Consider the following 18,466-nt stretch of genomic DNA (forward strand, 5'->3'; position numbering starts at 1 on the left):
TCCAATTAGCTAGCGACGATATTGACCAGTTTTCCGGGCACTACGATCACTTTACGAATAGTCAGGCCGTCGACAAAGCGCAGCACGTTTTCATTGGCCCGTGCGGCGGCTTCGACTTCTTCGCGGCTGGCACTGGCCGGCATTTCGATCTGGCCGCGCAGCTTGCCGTTGACCTGAATCACCAGTTGCAGGCTGTCTTGAACCAGTGCGCTGTCGTCCAGAACCGGCCAGCCGGCATCGATCACCGGATCGGCGTGACCCAGGCGATGCCACAGCTCATGGCAGATGTGCGGGGTGATCGGGGCCAGGAGCAGGATCACGGTTTCCAGACCTTCGTGGATCAGCGCGCGGTCCTGTTCGGTGCCTTGCGCGGCTTTCTCCAGCACGTTCATCAGCGTCATCACCTGGGCGATGGCGGTGTTGAATTTGTGGTTCTGGCCGACGTCGTGGCTGGCCTGCTTGATAGCCTGGTGAATCGAACGGCGAATGGCTTTCTGCTCGTCGTTCAAGGTGGCGACGTCCAGTTTGCCCGGAAGGCCTTGGGTGACGTGCGCTTGAGCGAGACGCCAGACGCGCTTGAGGAAGCGGTGCGAACCTTCTACGCCGGAGTCGGACCATTCCGCGCTCATGTCCGGTGGCGAGGCGAACATCATGAACAGGCGGCAAGTGTCTGCGCCGAACTGATCGATCATCGACTGTGGATCGACGCCGTTGTTCTTCGACTTGGCCATCTTCTCGGTCCCGCCGATTTCCACCGGCAAGCCGTCTGCAATCAACTTGGCGCTAATGACCTTGGCCTTGCTGTCGCGCTCGAGTTCCACGTCCGCCGGGTTGAACCAAGTGTAAGCACCGTTGGCTTCGCGACGATAATAAGTCTCGGCGATCACCATGCCCTGGGTCAGCAGGTTCTTGAATGGCTCGTTGGAGCTCACCAGGCCTTCGTCGCGCATCAGCTTGTGGAAGAAACGCGCATAGAGCAGGTGCAGGATCGCGTGTTCGATACCGCCGATGTATTGATCCACCGGCAACCAATGGTCGGCCGCCGATTTTTCCACCAGGCCGCCTTCATAGTGCGGCGAGGCGTAACGGGCGTAGTACCACGAGGACTCGACGAAGGTGTCCATGGTGTCGGTTTCACGCTTGGCAGGCGCGCCGCATTTCGGGCATGTGCATTCGTAGAACTCGGGCATGCGCGCCAATGGCGAACCGGCGCCATCGGGCACGACGTCTTCCGGCAGCACGACAGGCAGTTGATCTTCCGGCACCGGCACGTCACCGCAGGTATCGCAGTGGATGATCGGGATCGGGCAGCCCCAGTAACGCTGGCGGCTAATGCCCCAGTCGCGCAGGCGGAACTGGGTGCGCGAGGCGCCGAGGTTTTTCTTGATCAGGGCCACTTCGATGGCGTCGAACGCGCCCGCGAAATCCAGGCCGTCGAACTCGCCGGAGTTGATCAGCGTGCCGTGTTCGCCATAGGCGTCCTGCCACGGCGCCGGGTTTTCGCCGCCAGCGCTGGTGCGCACCACGGACTTGATCGGCAGGCCGTACTTGGTGGCGAATTCGAAATCACGTTCGTCGTGCGCCGGTACTGCCATGACCGCGCCATCGCCGTAGTGCATCAGCACGTAGTTGGCGACCCACACCGGCAGTTTTTCGCCGGTCAGCGGGTGCTCGACGAACAGCGAAGTCGGCAGGCCTTTTTTCTCCTGGGTGGCAACGTCGGCTTCGGCCACGCTGCCGCCTTTGCATTGTGCGATGAACGCTTGCAGCTCAGGGTTGTTCTGCGCGGCCAGGGTCGCCAGGTGATGCTCGGCTGCCACGGCAACGTAGGTTGCGCCCATCAGGGTGTCCGGACGGGTGGTGAAGACTTTCAGTGCGCCCGTTTCGCCGATCGAGTCGACGTTGTACGGGAACTGCACTTCCATGCCGCGGGATTTGCCAATCCAGTTGCGCTGCATGGTTTTGACTTGCTCAGGCCAGCCCGGCAGGTCGTCGAGACTCTCCAGCAGTTCATCCGCGTAAGCGGTGATCTTGAAGTAGTACATCGGGATTTCGCGTTTTTCGATCAGCGCGCCGGAGCGCCAGCCGCGACCGTCGATCACCTGTTCGTTGGCCAGAACGGTCTGGTCGACCGGGTCCCAGTTCACGGTGCCGTTTTTACGGTAGATCACGCCTTTTTCGAACAGGCGAGTGAACAGCCATTGTTCCCAACGGTAGTAATCCGGCTTGCAGGTGGTGACTTCGCGCGACCAGTCCACCGCCAGGCCCAGGCTGCGCAGCTGGGATTTCATGTAGGCGATGTTTTCGTAGGTCCACTTGGCGGGCGCTACGTTGTTCTTCATTGCGGCGTTTTCCGCCGGCATGCCAAAAGCGTCCCAACCCATGGGTTGCAGGACGTTTTTGCCTTGCATGCGCTGATAGCGGGAGATCACGTCGCCAATGGTGTAGTTGCGCACGTGCCCCATGTGTAGCTTGCCGCTGGGGTAAGGGAACATCGACAGGCAGTAGAAAGTCTCCTTGCCTGGCTGTTCACTGACTTCAAAGGACTTTTGCTCGTCCCAGAACGACTGGGCGGCGGCTTCGATTTCACGGGGCTGGTATTGTTCGTGCATGGCTACTTTTGAACTGAATAGGGGTGGCCTAATCCTCTTCAATGCAACGCTGGACGCTGACGACGCCAAAAGTGGCGTTTTCGATGCCCAGTCGAGCTGGAAGTGGAGTTACAGGAAGCGCCGTAGCATACATGACCGCGCTCTACCGAGGGAAACCTTGATTACACGCGTAGGGCCGTTGGTCGCGGCACCTGAACGGTTTTCTCAGCGAAGCTAAGCTCTAGATGGGGAGTGAGTCTTATCTTCAATGAGGTGAGGGATGGTTGAGTCACAACGAAAAGTAACTAAGCCGCAGTTGTACGAAAAGCTGATAGAGCGCCTGGGGCTGGCCCTGGATGCCGCAAGGACAGCTGGCCGGTTACGCGATGAGCGTCCGGTGGAGCTGGAACTTCGCGGGTTGAGCCGCGCAGAGTTCGAACTGATCATGGCTTATCTGGACCGTAGTGAGCGTGAGGCGCAAGGATGCTTGTTATCAGAAGCAGTGAAGCCTAAGGACGTTCCCCGTTCGGCGAAAATTATCTGGTTGCAAGACAAGCTCTCTCGCAGAGACGCGGTAAAGGTCCGGTCCCTGCTGGTCAAGTAAGCGATCAGGCAAATGTTCGTTGCCCCAAGCGGGCGCATGAAGTCGCCCAAGATGGCTTTTTGAAGGAAAGGCCTTCCATCTTAGTTGTCGCTTTGTTTCAACCCACTTAGGCTTCGGGCATCTCAGGAGATGCCCGATGCCTTTTCGTTATTTCGTTAAACAACTGCTTCTGCCACCCGGTATTTTTTTACTGTTGCTTGCGCTTGCCTGGTGGTTGCGCCGCTCAAGACCACGCCTTGCAGGGCTGTGTTTTGCCTTGGGCGCCGGTGGGTTCTGGTTGATGAGCTTGCCGGTCGTTGTGCAGTGGAGCGCGAAGGCCCTTGAGCGTGAAGCACCGCTGGCCCGCAGCGAATGGGCGACTCTGGCCGAGCGCGCGGATGTGATCGTGGTGCTGGGGGCGGGGCGCGAACGCGGTGATCTTGCCTGGGGGGCCGATCAGCCAACGGGTGTGGCGCTGGAGCGTGAGCGCTATGCCGCGCGACTGGCCAAGGCATCGGGGCTGCCCGTGTTGACCAGTGGCGGCCTGCACTATGGCACGCCACCGACCGAAGCAAAGATGATGGCCGATTCGTTGCGGGATGATTTTGGTGTCACGGTTCGTTGGCAGGAAGGGCGCAGCCTCACCACGTGGGAAAATGCTCAATTCACCGCCGAGCTGCTGGAACCATTGGGGTTGAAGCGGGTCGTGGTGGTGACGCAAGCCTGGCATATGCCGCGCAGCGTCTGGAGTTTCGAGCAGGCGGGATTGACCGTGGTGCCGGCACCGGTGGGCTTTTTAGGCACCGATAATGCCGAACCGTTGGGCGGCTGGATGCCGACGTTCAAATCGATCTGGCGATCGGGGCAGCTGTTGAATGAGGCGGTGGGGCAGATCGGCTATTCGATTTTTTATCGCTGACATTGATCGTTCCCACCTCTGTGGCGAGGGTGCTTGCTCCCGCTGGAGTGCGAAGCGCTCCCAACCCGGTCACTACGGTTTTTCAGGTGATACCGAAGCGACCGAGTTGCGGCTGCTGCGCACCCGAGCGGGAGCAAGCTCCCTCGCCACAAGCGCTCAAACCGTCTTGGCGATCCGGCTGGCCAGCAATGCCCAGCCAAACAGCAGTACACAAAGGATAAGCAGTGGCCACGAGCGCCATTGCAGGTAAGGCGTCAGGTTGTGCATCGGCACCACGTCGCCGTAGAGAATGCCGCGTTCGAATTGCGGGATTTGCACGGTGATTTTGCCGAAGGGATCAATCAATCCGGTGACGCCGTTGTTGGTCGCGCGAATCATCCAGCGCCCGGCTTCCAGCGCTCGCATCTGCGCCATCTGCAGGTGTTGCAGCGGGCCGATGGAGGTGCCGAACCAGGTGTCGTTGCTGATGGTCAGCAGCAAATCGCTGCGCGCCGAAAGGCTGGCGGCAAATTCCGGGTAGACCACTTCGTAACAGATGAACGGTGCAATCTGATAACCCTTGGCTTGCAACAACGGCTGATCAGCCGGGCCGCGGGCGAAATCCGACATCGGCAGATCGAAGAACGCAATCAGACCGCGCAGTAACTCTTGCAGCGGCACGTATTCGCCAAACGGCACCAGTTTCTGCTTGAGGTAAGTGCCATCGCCTTGGCCAACCACCGTGATGCCATTGAAGAAGCGCTTCTCGTGATGCACTTCCTGGCGAATCGGCACGCCGGTAATCAGTGCCGAGTTACGTTCGGCGGCGAAGCTGCCCATCATGTTCAGGTAGCCCTCGGCAGACTCCTTGAGCACCGGGACCGCGGTTTCCGGCCAGATCAGCAGGTCGACACGTTTGGAGGTGAAGCTCATGTCGCGGTACAGCGCCAGTTGCGCGTTGAGCTGCGCCGGGTCCCACTTCATGCTTTGTTCGATGTTGCCCTGAATCGCCGCGACGCTCAGCGGATTGCCCGAAGGGCTGGTCCAGGCGTGGCCTTTGAGCGACAGGCCGATGACCCAAGGCGCAGCCAGCAACAGCAGGCCGGCGACGATAAAGCCTTTGTGTCCGGCCTTGATCAGGCGTGGCAGGTTGTACGCAAGCGCGGCGGTCAGGGCCAGGCTGAAGGAAATCAGCCACATACCACCCAATGGCGCCAATCCGGCGAGCGGGCCGTCGAGTTGGCTGTAACCGGAATAAAGCCATGGAAAGCCGGTGAGGAACCAGCCGCGAAACGCTTCCTGACCCACCCACAACGCCGCGAATGCCAAGGCGTCGGCCAATGGCGCTTCGTTACGGCGCAACCAGCGCGCCCAGATCCAGGCGGGCAGGGCGAAGAACCAGGCAATCGCGGCGGTGAACGCCAGCATCAGCAATCCGGCGAGCAGCATCGAAGCGCCACCAAAGTTGTGGATGCTGTAGTAGATCCAGCTGGTGCCGGCGCCAAACAGGCCGAAACCGAAACACCAGCCGCGACCCAGCGCCTGACGAGGTGTCAGTTCACGCAAGCCCGCATAGAAAAATCCGACCGCCAGCAATGCCAGCGGCCAGATATCGAATGGCGCCAAGGCCAGAGTGGTGAGTGCACCGGCCGCCACGGCCAGCAGGTTACCGGGCCAGCCGGGGCGGGTGATCCAACGCATGTCAGTCCTTAGCGGGCTATAGGGGTCAAGCGCAGCAAGTGAATGCGACGGCTGTCGGCGTTCAGGATGCGAAAGCGATAGGCGCCGATTTCAGTGATTTCGTTGCGTTTTGGCAAGTGCCCGAACGCGCTCATCACCAGGCCGCCAACGGTGTCGAATTCGTCGTCGGAGAATTCGCTGTCGAAGAACTCGTTGAAGTTCTCGATCGGCGTCAGGGCCTTGATCAGGAAGTCGCCGCTTGGCAGTGGCTTGATGTAGCTGTCTTCTTCAACGTCGTGCTCGTCTTCGATGTCGCCGACGATTTGCTCGAGCACGTCTTCGATGGTCACCAGACCCGCCACGCCGCCGTATTCATCGATGACGATGGCCATGTGGTTATGGTTGGCGCGGAACTCGCGCAGCAACACGTTCAGACGCTTGGACTCGGGCACGAAAGTGGCCGGACGCAGCAAATCCTTGATGTTGAAGCTGTCGCCGTTCTCCTTGAGGATCAGCGGCAGCAGATCCTTGGCCAGCAATACGCCCATGACGTCGTCGTGGCTCTCGCCGATTACCGGATAACGCGAGTGCGCGGACTCAACCACGGCCGGGAGGAATTCACGGGGTGTCTGGGTCGCCTTGATGCTGACCATCTGCGAGCGCGGGACCATGATGTCGCGTACTTGCAGGTCAGCGACCTGGATGGCGCCCTCGACGATGGCCAGCGCTTCGCTGTCCAGCAACTTGTTCTGATGGGCATCACGCAGAAGCTCCAGTAGCTCCTGACGGTTTTTCGGCTCGTGGGCAAAAGCCTGGGTGAGCTTACCCAGCCAGGACTTTTGCCCGTTGCTCGATCGATCTTCGCTCATAGCGATTACTCTGAATCCTTTGTTGTAACGATAGGGGATGTTTCGGTTTCGTCGTCCGCATAGGGGTCAGGATGACCCAATTCTGCAAGCAACGTTCGTTCCAGTGCTTCCATTTCTTCGGCTTCGTCATCATCTATATGGTCGTAACCAAGCAGATGCAAGCAGCCGTGAATGACCAGATGCGCCCAGTGGGCCTTCAACTCCTTGCCTTGCTCGGCAGCCTCGCGCTCCACCACGGCCACGCAGATCACCAGATCGCCCAGCAGCGGGATGTCCAGCAACTCGTCGGGCACATCGGCAGGGAACGACAACACATTGGTTGCGTAATCCTTTTGGCGCCAGGTGTAGTTCAGCTCGCGGCCTTCTTCCTCGTCGACCAGGCGAATGGTCAATTCGGAGTCGGCGGTGCGCTGACGCAGGGCCAGTTCGCACCATTGGCGGAACTCGGCTTCGCTTGGAGCAGGCGCTTCGGTCGCCAGTTGCAGATCAAGCTCAAGCATCGTGGCGATTGCCCTTTTCGGCGGAAAGCGTTGCAGGTTCGTCAATCAGGCGATTTTCGAAGCGCTCGTAGGCTTCGACAATGCGCTGCACCAGCGGGTGGCGCACGACGTCTTTGGGTTTGAAGTGGGTAAAGCTGATGCCCGGTACTTCCTTGAGCACGTCGATCACATGAATCAGCCCGGACTTGGTGCCCTTCGGCAGGTCGATCTGGGTGATATCACCGGTGATGACCGCGGTCGAGCCAAAACCGATCCGTGTCAGGAACATCTTCATCTGTTCGACGGTGGTGTTCTGGCTTTCGTCGAGGATGATGAAGCTGTTGTTCAGCGTGCGGCCCCGCATGTAAGCCAGCGGCGCAACTTCGATCACCTGGCGTTCGATCAGCTTGGCGACGTGTTCAAAGCCAAGCATTTCGTACAGCGCGTCATACAGCGGGCGCAGGTACGGGTCGATTTTTTGTGCCAGGTCGCCGGGCAGGAAGCCGAGTTTCTCGCCTGCCTCGACCGCTGGACGTACCAGCAGGATGCGGCGGATCTGCTCGCGCTCCAGCGCATCGACTGCGCAGGCAACGGCCAGATAGGTCTTGCCGGTACCGGCGGGGCCGATGCCGAAGTTGATATCGTTGCCCAGGATTTCCTTCACGTAGCGCAGCTGATTCAAGCCGCGAGGGCGAATCATGCCTTTTTTGGTGCGCAGGGCGACTGAGGGTTCGGCGGGCGAATGGTTGTCCATTTCTTCCACGGCCGATTCCTGCAGGAACAGGTGAACCATGTCTGGCGACAGCTCGCTACTCTTGGTTTCACGGTAGAGGCGGCGCAGCAGGTTTTCCGCGGAGATGGTGTGCTTGGGCTCGCCGATCAATTCGAACTGATTGCCGCGATTGCGGATCACGATCGCCAAGCGCTGTTCGATCAAGCGCAAATGCTCGTCGAATTGCCCGCACAGATTGGCGAAGCGATGAGCCTCAAAGGGCTCGAGGATGAAGCGATGTGGTTCTATGGGTGCGTTCAAGGTTGTTTTTAGCCGCCCTGGGGCAATGGAGATAAATCAAGGATAACGCCAGAGGCCTGGGTGCGAAAGCTCTTAAACAGACCAACATCAAACACCCATTCCATACCTGTGGCGAGGGAGCTCGCTCCCGCTGGAGTGCGAAGCGCTCCCACCCCTGTCACTACGGTTTTTCGGGTGATACCGAAGCGACCGGTTTGCGGCTGCTTCGCAACCGAGCGGGAGCAAGCTCCCTCGCCACAAGAGTCCGCACTAGCCTTGTTGAATCAACGAACCACGTAGCGAGTGCGGCTGTGCGGCGTCGATGTGCACGTCTGCGAACTGGCCGATCAAGGTCGGATTGTCGCAGCGGAAGTTTACGATTCGATTATTCTCGGTGCGGCCTTGCAGTTCGCCCGGGTCTTTTTTCGAGTAATCGGTCACCAGGATCCGTTGGGTCGAACCGACCATTTGTCGGCTGATCTCGAAACCTTGCTGGTTGAGGCGATGTTGCAGGGCGTTCAGGCGCTCTTTTTTCAGCTCTTCCGGGGTTTCGTCGGCCAGGTCGGCAGCCGGGGTGCCTGGGCGCTGGCTGTAGACGAATGAGTAGGAGAAGTCGAAACCGACGTCTTCAATCAGCTTCATGGTCTGTTCGAAGTCTTTTTCGGTCTCGCCGGGGAAGCCGACGATAAAGTCCGAGCTGATGCAGATACCCGGCACTGCGGCGCGCAGCTTGCGCAGTTTCGACTTGTACTCAAGTGCGGTGTGGTTGCGCTTCATCGCTGCAAGAATCCGGTCCGAACCCGACTGCACCGGCAAATGCAGGTGTTTGACCAGTTCCGGTACATCGGCGTGGGCCTGGATCAGGCTGTCAGAGAACTCCAGCGGGTGCGACGTGGTGTAGCGAATACGGTCGATGCCATCGACGGCCGCCACCACGCGGATCAGCTCGGCCAGATCGGCCAGGCGCCCGTCGTGGGTCAGGCCACGGTAGCCGTTGACGTTCTGCCCCAGCAGGGTGACTTCACGCACGCCGTTCTCGGCCAGGTGAATGATCTCGGCGATCACGTCGTCGAACGGTCGGCTGACTTCTTCACCGCGGGTATAGGGCACTACGCAGAAAGTGCAGTACTTGCTGCAACCTTCCATCACCGACACATAGGCGCTTGGGCCATCGATGCGCGGTTCTGGCAGGTGGTCGAATTTTTCGATTTCCGGGAACGAGACGTCGACTTGCGGCAGTTTGGTCAGGCGCGCGGCGTCGATCATTTCCGGCAGGCGGTGCAGGGTCTGTGGACCGAAGACCACGTCGACATAGGGTGCGCGGTCGCGGATTGCCGCGCCTTCCTGGCTGGCCACGCAACCGCCGACGGCGATGACCATTTCCGGGTTGGCGAGCTTCAGTTCGCGCCAGCGGCCAAGCTGGGAGTACACCCGGTCCTGGGCGCGCTCGCGAATCGAGCAGGTGTTGAGCAGGATGACGTCTGCGTCTTCGGCGCGCGCCGTCACTTCCAGGGCCTGATGTTCGCCCAGCAGATCGACCATGCGCGAGCTGTCGTACTCGTTCATCTGGCAACCGTGGGTTTCGATGTAAAGCTTCTTGGCCATGGACGGGTTCATCACGTGATTCAAAGAACCGCGCATTATAGGGAACAAGTCCCCAGGTTCCTACCGTCGTGCGTCCAGCGGCTATGCTATAGTTCGCGCCCTCATTTTTATCCCTCGATGTGTTGCTCGCCCACCATGACCAAACGTGAAGCTCCAATCTACAAGGTGATTTTCCTCAACCAGGGCCAGGTGTTCGAAATGTACGCCAAGCAGATCTATCAAAGTGATCTGTGGGGCTTTCTGGAAGTGGAAGAGTTCGTCTTTGGCGAGCGCACGCAAGTGGTCGTCGATCCGAGCGAAGAGAAGCTCAAGGCTCAGTTCGAGGGCGTGGTGCGTAGTTTTGTGCCGATGCATTCGATTGTGCGCATCGACGAAGTCGAGCGTATGGGCACCCCGAAAATCAGCGAAGCCCGTGGCGCGGTCGGCAATGTCATGCCGTTTCCGATGCCGATGCCTGAGAAGTAAGCGGTTGCCCCCTGTGGCGAGGGAGCTTGCTCCCGCTGGGGCGCGAAGCGGCCCTGAATTATATCTGTCACACCGCGTCAGCTGACTTTACGACTGCTGCGCCCGAACGCGGACCGGCCGACGGGAGCAAGCTCCCTTGCCACAGTAGTCCGCGCTGGATTCAGGGCAGCGGTGAGAAAGGCGTACGCCCGTCGGCGCTTTGCAGTTCCATCAGGTATTTACGGAAAATTTGCCCCAGCACCTGGGTAGCGACTTCCAGTTCATTGCGTTGCATGTGCTCGGCCACTTCGTCGGCGGTGTCCAGCGCATCTTCCGCGCCGTTGACCGCGGCCATTTTCAGCACGATATACGCCTGAACGTTATTGGCCGGCACGCCTTCGCCATGGAAGAACATGATGCCGAGTTTGAATTGCGCCTGAGCGTGGCCTTGCAGCGAAGCTTTTTCGAAGTAGCTCAGGGCTTGATTGAGGTCGCGCGGCACGCGTTTGCCGTCGTAGTAGAACTCGCCCAACTCGTATTGCGCTTCCGCATCCCCGGCGTCTGACGCTTTCTGGCAGGCGGCGAGCGCCTCCTTCAGGTCTTCAGGCTGGGTATTGAGGGTGCAACGACCCATCGCTGGGATCAACAACGAGTTGCCGCCTGCTTGTGCATGCGCGAGCAGGGGCTGAAGGAGCAACAGGCAGCCCAGTGCAAGGGCGCGGCCGGTGCGGTTCATGGGAATCGACTTACCTCTGAAGGGCGCGCGGACCCGTCGAGGGATCCAATAAGCGCGCATTATGAAATAAGCAGGACCCACCTTACAAAGTCTTTACTCGTTTTTCTGCCGCGCGGGGAATATATCTGCCGCTTTTGGGGGAATTATCAGTATCGCGTAAGAAATAAGGTAGGCAGGTAGGATAAAGCTGACGCCGACAATCGTCGACGTCAGCGTCTATCGCATTACTTCAATGCAGCGAATGCACGTTCAGCAGCGTCCAGCGTCAGCTTCAGCTCGGCTTCGCCGTGAGCGATCGAGGTGAAACCGGCTTCGAAGGCGCTCGGTGCCAGGTACACGCCACCTTCGAGCATCAGGTGGAAGAAGCGCCTGAACAGGTTGGCATCGCTGGCCATCACGTCATCGAAGGTCACGATGTCGTCGGCGCCGCTGAAGTACAGGCCAAACATGCCGCCGGCCTGGGTGGTCACGAACGGGATGCCGGCAGCGTCGGCGCGCTGTTGCAGGCCATCGAGCAGGCGGCTGGTGTACTCGCTGAGTTCAGCGTGGAAGCCTGGGCGGCTGATCAGGCGCAGGGTGGTCAGGCCTGCGGCCATGGCCAGCGGGTTGCCCGACAAGGTGCCTGCCTGGTAAACCGGACCCAGCGGCGCAATGTGCGACATGATTTCGCGTTTGCCGCCGAAGCAGCCGACCGGCATGCCGCCACCGATAATCTTGCCGAAGGTGCTCAGGTCCGGGGTTACGCCGTAATACGCCTGGGCCCCACCCAGTGCCACGCGGAAACCGGTCATCACTTCGTCGAAGATCAGCACCACGCCGTGTTTGTCACACAGGGTGCGCAGGCCTTCGAGGAAACCTGGCGCTGGCGGCACGCAGTTCATGTTGCCCGCCACTGGCTCGACGATGATGCACGCCACTTCCTGGCCAACTTCGGCGAGCATTTTTTCAACGGCGTCGATGTCGTTGAATGGCAGCGTCAGGGTGTGCTTGGCGAAGGCAGCAGGCACCCCGGCAGAGCTTGGCACGCCTTGGGTCAGCAGGCCGGAACCGGCTTTCACCAACAGGCTGTCGGAGTGACCGTGGTAGCACCCTTCGAACTTGATGATGCTGTCGCGGCCGGTGAAGCCACGGGCCAGGCGAATGGCGCTCATGGTCGCCTCGGTGCCGGAGCTGACCATGCGCACCATTTCCATCGACGGCACGATCGAGCAGACCAGATCGGCCATCTCGGTTTCCATCTCGGTCGGGGCGCCGTAGGACAGGCCGTGTTCAAGCTGCTTGCGCACCGCGTCCAGCACGTCCGGGTGGCTGTGGCCGAGAATCATCGGGCCCCAGGAGCCGACGTAATCGACATAACGCTTGTTGTCTTCGTCCGTCACGTAGGCGCCTTCGGCGTGCTTGAAGAACAGCGGCGTGCCGCCGACGCTCTTGAAGGCACGCACAGGCGAGTTCACGCCGCCGGGAATGTGTTTCTGGGCATTGGCAAACAGGGTTTCGGAACGAGACATGATTGGGCTCTCAAAAATCGGTAATTGAATACTTAAGCTTTGAACAAGTCGTTGAAGGCGCGGGCACGGCGCGTCACTTCTTGAGTGTCTTGGGCACCAAACAGCCCGTGAACCACGGCCAGCAGATCAACCCCGTGGGCCACCAGCGGGGCGGCGTTGTCGAGGGTGATGCCGCCGATCGCGCAGATCGGCAGGTGCAGTTTGCTGCGGGCCTGATCGAGCAGTTCGAGACTGCATGCCGGCGCGCCGGGCTTGGTGTTGGAGTTGAAGAAGCGGCCGAAGGCGACGTAACTGGCGCCTTCCTTTGCCGCTTGTTCGGCGAGTTCGAGTTGCGCATGGCAGGTCGAACCGATGATCGCCTGGCGACCCAGCAGCGAGCGGGCCGGGGTCAGCGGGCCATCGGTCTGCCCCAGGTGTACGCCGACACCCAGGCGCGCGGCCAGTTCGGCGTCGTCATTGATGATCAGCTGGGTTTTGTAGCGTCCGCACAGGTCATGCAGGGCCTCAGCCTCACGCAGTCGGCGGGCCTCGTCGCTGCTTTTGTCGCGGTACTGCAGCAGCGTGACGCCGCCGTCCAGCGCAGCCTCCACGTAAGGCAGGAACTTGCCGGCCAGCAGTTGGCTGTCGGTAATGGCGTACAGGCCACGTAATTTCATCGGGCAGGCCTCATGGCGTTACGAGCAAAAATCCAGCGGCAGACGGCGTGGCACGAACTGGCCTTTGCCCAGCTGTTCGGCGTCTCGCAGGGTGCGCCACGTGTAATTGAGTGCCGACTGTACCGCGCTGGCCAGGTGTTCGCCCTGGGCCAGGCGTCCGGCCAGAGCGCTGGCCAAGGTGCAGCCCGAACCATGATAGCTGCCGGGCAGACGCTGGCAGGTGTAGGTGTGGCGGCTGCCGTCGCGGCTGTACAGGCGATTATGCACTTCGTGTTCGTCGCCATGACCGCCGGTGATCAGCAGGTGCTTGACGTAAGGCAGGAGTTTTTCTGCGCATTCATCGGCCGTGCCTTCGGGCAGTTCGGCAAGGATGCGTGCTTCCGGGAGGTTAGGGGTGGCGATGATCGCCAGTGGCAGCAGGCGCTCGCGCATGGCGTAGCCGACCTCGTCCTTGCCCAGTCGTCCGCCACCGCCGGCGCGCAGCACCGGGTCACAGACCACCGGCAAATGCGGATGCGCCTGAAGCAGTTCGACCACGGTGTCGACCATTTCCAGTGAGCCGAGCATGCCCAGCTTGACTGCCGCGACCGTCGAGTCGTTGAGCACGGCGTTGGCTTGCGCCAGCACCCACTCACGGTCGAGAACGCGGAAGTCACTGACGTTGACCGTGTCTTGCACGGTCAGGGCAGTAACTGCCGGGGCGGCATGGCAACCCTGAGCGAGCAGGGCTTCGATATCTGCCTGCAAGCCGGCGCCACCACTTGGGTCGTGGCCGGAGAGACAGAGGACAACGGGGCGAGAGCTGTAGATATTCATGGTGCGCGAGCTTACCACCAAACATCTTTTTCGGGTGCTGTGCCAACCTGTTCTGCCGATACATTGTGGCGAGGGAGCTTGCTCTCGTCGGCCGGTCCGCGTTCGGGCGTAGCAGTCGTAAAGTCAGCCGACGCGGTCTAACTGAAAGATTGTTTTGGGGCGGCTTCGCCGCCCAGCGGGAGCAAGCTCCCTCGCCACAGGTGCGCATCAACCTTGTTGGCATTGTCACAATCTGACCGACTCAACATTTCCGGTTCTTCCATTCGCTCTGAAAGGCCCGTTATAGAGCCTTTAGACTAAATTATTCGATAGTGTTCAATGGCCATCAGCGGCTATGCTAGAGTGGATCCAAACCAATAACAGGTAATGCCGGTTTTACGTCTACTCAAAGGGAATGGGGGGCTTCCTGACACAACCGGACTGGCCACGCTGGGGCTTTATGCGCTATTTGCTGATGTTGCTGTTGAGCTTGCCGATGTTGGCGGCCGCAGCCGATTTTGATGAGCTCACCCAAAGCCTCCCCTTGGGACGAGTCATGCAGGTGTACGAAGATGTCGCCGGCACTGCATCCATCGCCGATGTGCGCGCGCAAGCGGCGGCCGGCAACTTCAAGACCCATGACAAAGACACGCTGAACGCCGGTTACTCGCATTCGGCGTTCTGGCTCAAAGTCGATCTGCACTACCGCCCGAAAGACCCCGACGCTCAACGCAGATGGCTGCTGGAGCTGGCTTATCCGCCGATGGACCATATCGACCTCTATCTGCCGGACAGCACCGGTGAATATCGATTGGTCAGTCGTACTGGCGATACCTTGCCGTTCGCCAGTCGCCAGGTTCGACAAAACAACTACCTGTTCAAACTGGACTTCGTCCCCGATCAGCGCGAAACGCTGTACTTGCGCCTGCAAAGCGAGGGTTCGATCCAGGCGCCATTGACCCTTTGGTCGAGCACCGCCTATCTGGAAGACCAGCCCTTGCGCCTGTATGTGCTCGGTCTGATTTACGGCGTGCTGCTCGGGATGCTGGTCTACAACCTGTTCATCTACCTGAGCGTGCGTGACACCAGTTACCTGTATTACATCTTTTATATCGGCTCATTCGGCCTCTACCAACTGTCGGTCAACGGCGCGGCAGTCGAGTATTTCTGGCCGGACAACCCGTGGTGGGCCAACGCCTCGACACCGTTTTTCATCGGCAGCGCCGCCCTGTTCGGCAGCCAGTTCGCCCGCAGCTTCCTGCAAACGGCCAGTTGCAGTCGCTGGCTCGATCGCTTGCTGTTGGTGTTGATTGCGTGCAGCGCAGTGGTGGTCGGGCTGTCGTTGATGACCAGCTACGCCTTGGCCCTGCGCTTGGCGACGGCGTTGGCATTGATCTTCACCGTGGTGATTTTCTTCGCCGGGATTTTCGCCTGGTGGCGCGGCTTGCGGGTGGCGCGCTACTTCATCATTGCCTGGTCGGCGTTTCTGCTTGGCGGGGTCGTCAATACGTTGATGGTGCTCGGCTATCTGCCCAACGTATTCCTGACCATGTATGCCAGTCAGATCGGCTCGGCGATTGAAGTTGCGCTGCTGTCGCTAGCCCTGGCTGACCGGATCAACGCCATGCGCGAGCAGCAGGCGCAGACGCTGTTTGACGCCGGGCAGAAGCTCGAAGTGTTGAACCAGCAACTGGCCCGCAGTAACCAGCTCAAGGATGAATTTCTCGCGACGCTGACCCACGAACTGCGTACGCCGATGAACGGCGTGATCGGTTCGCTGGAGTTGATGCAGACCGTCGACCTCGACCCGGAGCTTGAGCAGTATCAACAAACGGCTGCCGGTTCGGCACGGGACATGATGCGCATGGTCAACGGCATTCTGACCCTGACTGAATTGCAGGCCGGCCGACTCAAGGTGTACCCCGAAGCGTTCAGCTTGCGCGCGATGGTCGAGACCTTGCAGCAGCAGTTCGCCGCCAACGCCGCGAGCAAGGCCCTGGACTTCAAGGTTGATCTGACCCCCGGGCTACCCGACCGTTTGCACGGTGACAGCGCCAAACTGGCGCAAAGTCTGGAGTGCTTGCTGGATAACGCGATCAAGTTCACCCGGGTGGGTGGACTGGCCTTGCGGGTCAGCGGCAAGTTTGCCGAAGAGGGGCGTCTGGCGCTGTCTTTCGCCGTGATCGACACCGGCATCGGTTTCACCGATCTGGGTGAAGCCACGCTGTATCAGCGGTTCTTCCAGCTCGACGGCTCGATGACGCGCGAATACGGTGGGTTGGGTGTCGGTCTGGCGATTTGTCGGCAATTGGTCGAGCTGCTTGGCGGACGTTTGACTCATCGTTCCGAGCCCGGACGCGGTAGCCGCTTTCAGCTTGATGTCGAGTTTGACGTGGTGAATGTTGTGCAACCGGTTGTCGCTCAATCGCGCCAGGTTCACGGCAGCGTCCGCTTACGCGCACCGCAGGACTGCACGGTGTTGCTGGTCGACGACAACAGCATCAATCAATTGGTGGTGCGTGGCATGTTGCTCAAGCTCGGCTATCGGGTTCGCAGCGCCGACAGCGGTGAGGCGGCGCTGGAGTTTTTGCGTCGCGAATCGTTCGACGCGGTGCTGATCGACTGTCCGTTGCCGCTGCTCGACGGACTGTCGATCGACAGCCGGATCCGCGCGCTGCCCGGTTATGCCGAGTTGCCGGTGCTGGCTGCGGTGGTCTCGGCACAGGGCCTGGATCTTGAGCAGGGATTGACCGATTACCTTGGCAAACCGGTGAAATTCGAGGAGTTGCAAGCGACGCTTTATCGTCGGGTGCTTTGTCCGAAACAAGGTGAAAGCGCCGACATTTAGGCGGATATGCCACTTTGTTCGGTGGGGAGGCGGTGCTTAACTGAAGGTCTCAACTGACCCAAGGAGGCCCCGCCATGAACCTGCATCAGTTCGCCGAAACCCACGAAGTCACCAACCAGCCGCCATCGCTGGATGGGACCAACCTCTACCGCATCGACCTGCCGTTGCAAGAGTGGGCGCGGCGTTTCGGGGCGGCTTGGGCTGACGCACGTATCGATGCGTACGGCGCTTTGGCCGGCGGTCCGTTGATGGAAGCGGGGTTCCTGGCCAACCAGAACAAGCCGGTCTTCTCCAGCCATGATCGCTATGGCCACCGCATCGATCTGGTGGAGTTTCACCCGGCCTACCATGAACTCATGCGCACGGCTGTCGAGCACGGCTTGACCTCCTTGCCCTGGACCGATCCGCAATCGGGTGCCCACGTTGCCCGTGCGGCCATGAGCTACCTGCACAGCCAGGCCGAAGCCGGCAGTGGCTGCCCGCTGACCATGACCTTCGCCAGCGTCCCGGCGTTGCGCCTGCAACCGGACATCGCCAGGCAATGGCTGCCGAAAATTCTCGCCACCGAGTATGACCCACGCAATGTCGGCATGGCCCACAAGGCCGGCGTCACCATCGGCATGGCAATGACCGAGAAACAGGGCGGCACCGACGTTCGGGCCAACACCACCAAGGCTTACCCGGTTGGCGCTGCGGGGCCCGGCCAGGCGTATGAGCTGGTGGGACACAAATGGTTCTGCTCGGCGCCGATGTGCGACGCCTTCCTGACCCTGGCGCAAACCGACAAGGGCCTGACCTGTTTCCTGCTGCCACGCCATCGCCCGGATGACACGCGCAACCAGTTCTATATCCAGCGGCTGAAAAACAAACTCGGTAATTGCTCCAATGCCTCCAGCGAAGTCGAGTTTCGCGGGGCGCTGGCGTGGATGATCGGCGAAGAGGGGCGCGGCGTGCCGACCATCATCGAGATGGTGGCCATGACCCGCTTCGATTGCATGGTCGGCTCCAGCGCCCTGATGCGCCAGGCATTGACCCAGGCCAGCCATCACTGCGCGCACCGGATGGTTGGCGGCAAATTGCTCAGTGAACAACCGTTGATGCAAAACGTGCTCGCCGACCTGGCGCTGGAAAGCGAAGCCGCGCTGGCCTTGAGCCTGCGCATGGGCCGGGCGCTGGATCACCTTGATGACATTCAGGAGGCCAAATTCGCCCGACTGGTAACGGCAGTGGGCAAATACTGGATCTGCAAACGTGCGCCGGCCATGATCAACGAAGCCGCCGAATGCATGGGCGGTGCGGGTTATGTCGAAGACAGCATTCTGCCGCGCCTGTACCGTGAGGCGCCGGTGAACTCGACGTGGGAAGGTTCCGGCAACGTTCAATGCCTTGACGTGTTGCGAGCGCTGTCGAAAGAGCCGGGTGTGCTCGATGCGCTGTTCAGCGAACTGGGCGACGGACATGGCGACAAGCGTCTGGCCGCACACATCAGCCAGTTGCAGGCGGCGTTCAAGGATACCGATGACATTCAATACCGCGCCCGACAACTGACCGAAGACATCGCCCTGGGCCTGCAAGCCAGGCTGTTGCTCGAAGCAGGCAACACCGCTGTCAGTGATGCCTTCATCGCCAGCCGATTGGGAACGGCCGGCCGGGTTTACGGCACCTTGCCGCGTGGTCTGGATGTGGAAGCGATTGTGGCGCGTTCGACTCCGCAAGGCTTCTGATCACGTTTTTGCAATCAACGCCCGCTCCCACAGGGTTC

The 18,466-nt window shown here is 60.3% G+C and carries 15 protein-coding genes; 5 read left to right on the forward strand and 10 right to left on the reverse strand.

Annotation, left to right across the window (positions count from 1 at the left end):
• Positions 1-5 precede the first annotated feature (5 nt).
• On the reverse strand, positions 6-2,612 hold the full coding sequence (gene leuS, locus KRR23_RS23245) for a leucine--tRNA ligase (protein ID WP_216744412.1): 2,607 nt from the start codon (positions 2,610-2,612) through the stop codon (positions 6-8).
• A 259-nt stretch (positions 2,613-2,871) separates the two neighbouring features.
• Here leuS and KRR23_RS23250 point away from each other — a divergent pair, with 259 nt between their 5' ends.
• Both KRR23_RS23250 and KRR23_RS23255 read left to right on the forward strand, forming a co-directional pair.
• A complete protein-coding gene (locus tag KRR23_RS23250; RefSeq protein ID WP_123584500.1) occupies positions 2,872-3,195 on the forward strand; it encodes a hypothetical protein in 324 nt (107 codons plus the stop codon).
• Positions 3,196-3,331: 136 nt separating this feature from the next.
• The gene (locus KRR23_RS23255; protein ID WP_216744413.1) at positions 3,332-4,093 is read left to right on the forward strand and encodes a YdcF family protein; all 762 of its coding nucleotides are present in this window, start codon (positions 3,332-3,334) and stop codon (positions 4,091-4,093) included.
• Positions 4,094-4,249: 156 nt separating this feature from the next.
• Here KRR23_RS23255 and lnt read toward each other — a convergent pair whose 3' ends face one another.
• The 5 genes from lnt to miaB all read right to left on the reverse strand — a co-directional run bounded on the left by lnt (position 4,250) and on the right by miaB (position 9,717).
• Positions 4,250-5,773 (reverse strand): apolipoprotein N-acyltransferase, encoded by a 1,524-nt coding sequence (lnt, locus tag KRR23_RS23260; protein ID WP_216744414.1) that lies wholly within the window; start codon positions 5,771-5,773, stop codon positions 4,250-4,252.
• An 8-nt stretch (positions 5,774-5,781) separates the two neighbouring features.
• Entirely contained in the window at positions 5,782-6,621 is an 840-nt protein-coding gene (locus tag KRR23_RS23265) for an HlyC/CorC family transporter (RefSeq protein ID WP_019691823.1), read from the reverse strand.
• Positions 6,622-6,626: 5 nt separating this feature from the next.
• Positions 6,627-7,121: an rRNA maturation RNase YbeY gene (ybeY, locus tag KRR23_RS23270; protein WP_019691824.1), complete on the reverse strand. Its 495-nt coding sequence runs from the start codon at positions 7,119-7,121 to the stop codon at positions 6,627-6,629.
• The gene (locus KRR23_RS23275) at positions 7,114-8,133 is read right to left on the reverse strand and encodes a PhoH family protein (protein WP_054594194.1); all 1,020 of its coding nucleotides are present in this window, start codon (positions 8,131-8,133) and stop codon (positions 7,114-7,116) included. The genes ybeY and KRR23_RS23275 overlap by 8 nt, the downstream gene beginning before the upstream one ends.
• A gap of 249 nt (positions 8,134-8,382) precedes the next feature.
• On the reverse strand, positions 8,383-9,717 hold the full coding sequence (gene miaB, locus KRR23_RS23280) for a tRNA (N6-isopentenyl adenosine(37)-C2)-methylthiotransferase MiaB (protein WP_054598186.1): 1,335 nt from the start codon (positions 9,715-9,717) through the stop codon (positions 8,383-8,385).
• Positions 9,718-9,852: 135 nt separating this feature from the next.
• Between miaB and KRR23_RS23285 the strand changes: the two genes are divergently transcribed.
• Positions 9,853-10,182 (forward strand): DUF1820 family protein, encoded by a 330-nt coding sequence (locus KRR23_RS23285; RefSeq protein WP_008052403.1) that lies wholly within the window; start codon positions 9,853-9,855, stop codon positions 10,180-10,182.
• A 160-nt stretch (positions 10,183-10,342) separates the two neighbouring features.
• Here the strand turns inward: KRR23_RS23285 and KRR23_RS23290 are convergent, their stop codons facing one another.
• The 4 genes from KRR23_RS23290 to KRR23_RS23305 all read right to left on the reverse strand — a co-directional run bounded on the left by KRR23_RS23290 (position 10,343) and on the right by KRR23_RS23305 (position 13,877).
• Positions 10,343-10,897, reverse strand: a complete 555-nt coding sequence (locus tag KRR23_RS23290) for a tetratricopeptide repeat protein (RefSeq protein ID WP_123584494.1) — start codon at positions 10,895-10,897, stop codon at positions 10,343-10,345.
• Between the two features lie 224 nt (positions 10,898-11,121).
• Positions 11,122-12,405 (reverse strand): glutamate-1-semialdehyde 2,1-aminomutase, encoded by a 1,284-nt coding sequence (hemL, locus tag KRR23_RS23295; protein WP_216744415.1) that lies wholly within the window; start codon positions 12,403-12,405, stop codon positions 11,122-11,124.
• A 32-nt stretch (positions 12,406-12,437) separates the two neighbouring features.
• The gene (gene thiE, locus KRR23_RS23300) at positions 12,438-13,061 is read right to left on the reverse strand and encodes a thiamine phosphate synthase (RefSeq protein ID WP_216744416.1); all 624 of its coding nucleotides are present in this window, start codon (positions 13,059-13,061) and stop codon (positions 12,438-12,440) included.
• Between the two features lie 18 nt (positions 13,062-13,079).
• Positions 13,080-13,877 (reverse strand): hydroxymethylpyrimidine/phosphomethylpyrimidine kinase, encoded by a 798-nt coding sequence (locus tag KRR23_RS23305; protein WP_019691830.1) that lies wholly within the window; start codon positions 13,875-13,877, stop codon positions 13,080-13,082.
• Between the two features lie 439 nt (positions 13,878-14,316).
• Here KRR23_RS23305 and KRR23_RS23310 point away from each other — a divergent pair, with 439 nt between their 5' ends.
• Entirely contained in the window at positions 14,317-16,704 is a 2,388-nt protein-coding gene (locus KRR23_RS23310; protein ID WP_216744417.1) for a hybrid sensor histidine kinase/response regulator, read from the forward strand.
• 74 nt (positions 16,705-16,778) lie between these two features.
• Positions 16,779-18,428, forward strand: a complete 1,650-nt coding sequence (locus KRR23_RS23315; protein ID WP_216744418.1) for an acyl-CoA dehydrogenase family protein — start codon at positions 16,779-16,781, stop codon at positions 18,426-18,428.
• Positions 18,429-18,466 lie beyond the last annotated feature (38 nt).

Source organism: Pseudomonas sp. CVAP#3, from assembly GCF_018986375.1.
In the GTDB taxonomy this organism is placed as follows: Bacteria; Pseudomonadota; Gammaproteobacteria; order Pseudomonadales; family Pseudomonadaceae; genus Aquipseudomonas; species Aquipseudomonas helvetica.

Bases quoted from the DNA above. Each gene is read 5' to 3' on its own strand.
- leuS (WP_216744412.1), bottom strand. From the start codon at position 2,612: ATGCACGAACAATACCAGCCCCGTGAAATCGAAGCCGCCGCCCAGTCG.
- KRR23_RS23250 (WP_123584500.1), top strand. From the start codon at position 2,872: ATGGTTGAGTCACAACGAAAAGTAACTAAGCCGCAGTTGTACGAAAAG.
- KRR23_RS23255 (WP_216744413.1), top strand. From the start codon at position 3,332: ATGCCTTTTCGTTATTTCGTTAAACAACTGCTTCTGCCACCCGGTATT.
- lnt (WP_216744414.1), bottom strand. From the start codon at position 5,773: ATGCGTTGGATCACCCGCCCCGGCTGGCCCGGTAACCTGCTGGCCGTG.
- KRR23_RS23265 (WP_019691823.1), bottom strand. From the start codon at position 6,621: ATGAGCGAAGATCGATCGAGCAACGGGCAAAAGTCCTGGCTGGGTAAG.
- ybeY (WP_019691824.1), bottom strand. From the start codon at position 7,121: ATGCTTGAGCTTGATCTGCAACTGGCGACCGAAGCGCCTGCTCCAAGC.
- miaB (WP_054598186.1), bottom strand. From the start codon at position 9,717: ATGGCCAAGAAGCTTTACATCGAAACCCACGGTTGCCAGATGAACGAG.
- KRR23_RS23285 (WP_008052403.1), top strand. From the start codon at position 9,853: ATGACCAAACGTGAAGCTCCAATCTACAAGGTGATTTTCCTCAACCAG.
- KRR23_RS23290 (WP_123584494.1), bottom strand. From the start codon at position 10,897: ATGAACCGCACCGGCCGCGCCCTTGCACTGGGCTGCCTGTTGCTCCTT.
- hemL (WP_216744415.1), bottom strand. From the start codon at position 12,405: ATGTCTCGTTCCGAAACCCTGTTTGCCAATGCCCAGAAACACATTCCC.
- thiE (WP_216744416.1), bottom strand. From the start codon at position 13,061: ATGAAATTACGTGGCCTGTACGCCATTACCGACAGCCAACTGCTGGCC.
- KRR23_RS23305 (WP_019691830.1), bottom strand. From the start codon at position 13,877: ATGAATATCTACAGCTCTCGCCCCGTTGTCCTCTGTCTCTCCGGCCAC.
- KRR23_RS23310 (WP_216744417.1), top strand. From the start codon at position 14,317: ATGCGCTATTTGCTGATGTTGCTGTTGAGCTTGCCGATGTTGGCGGCC.
- KRR23_RS23315 (WP_216744418.1), top strand. From the start codon at position 16,779: ATGAACCTGCATCAGTTCGCCGAAACCCACGAAGTCACCAACCAGCCG.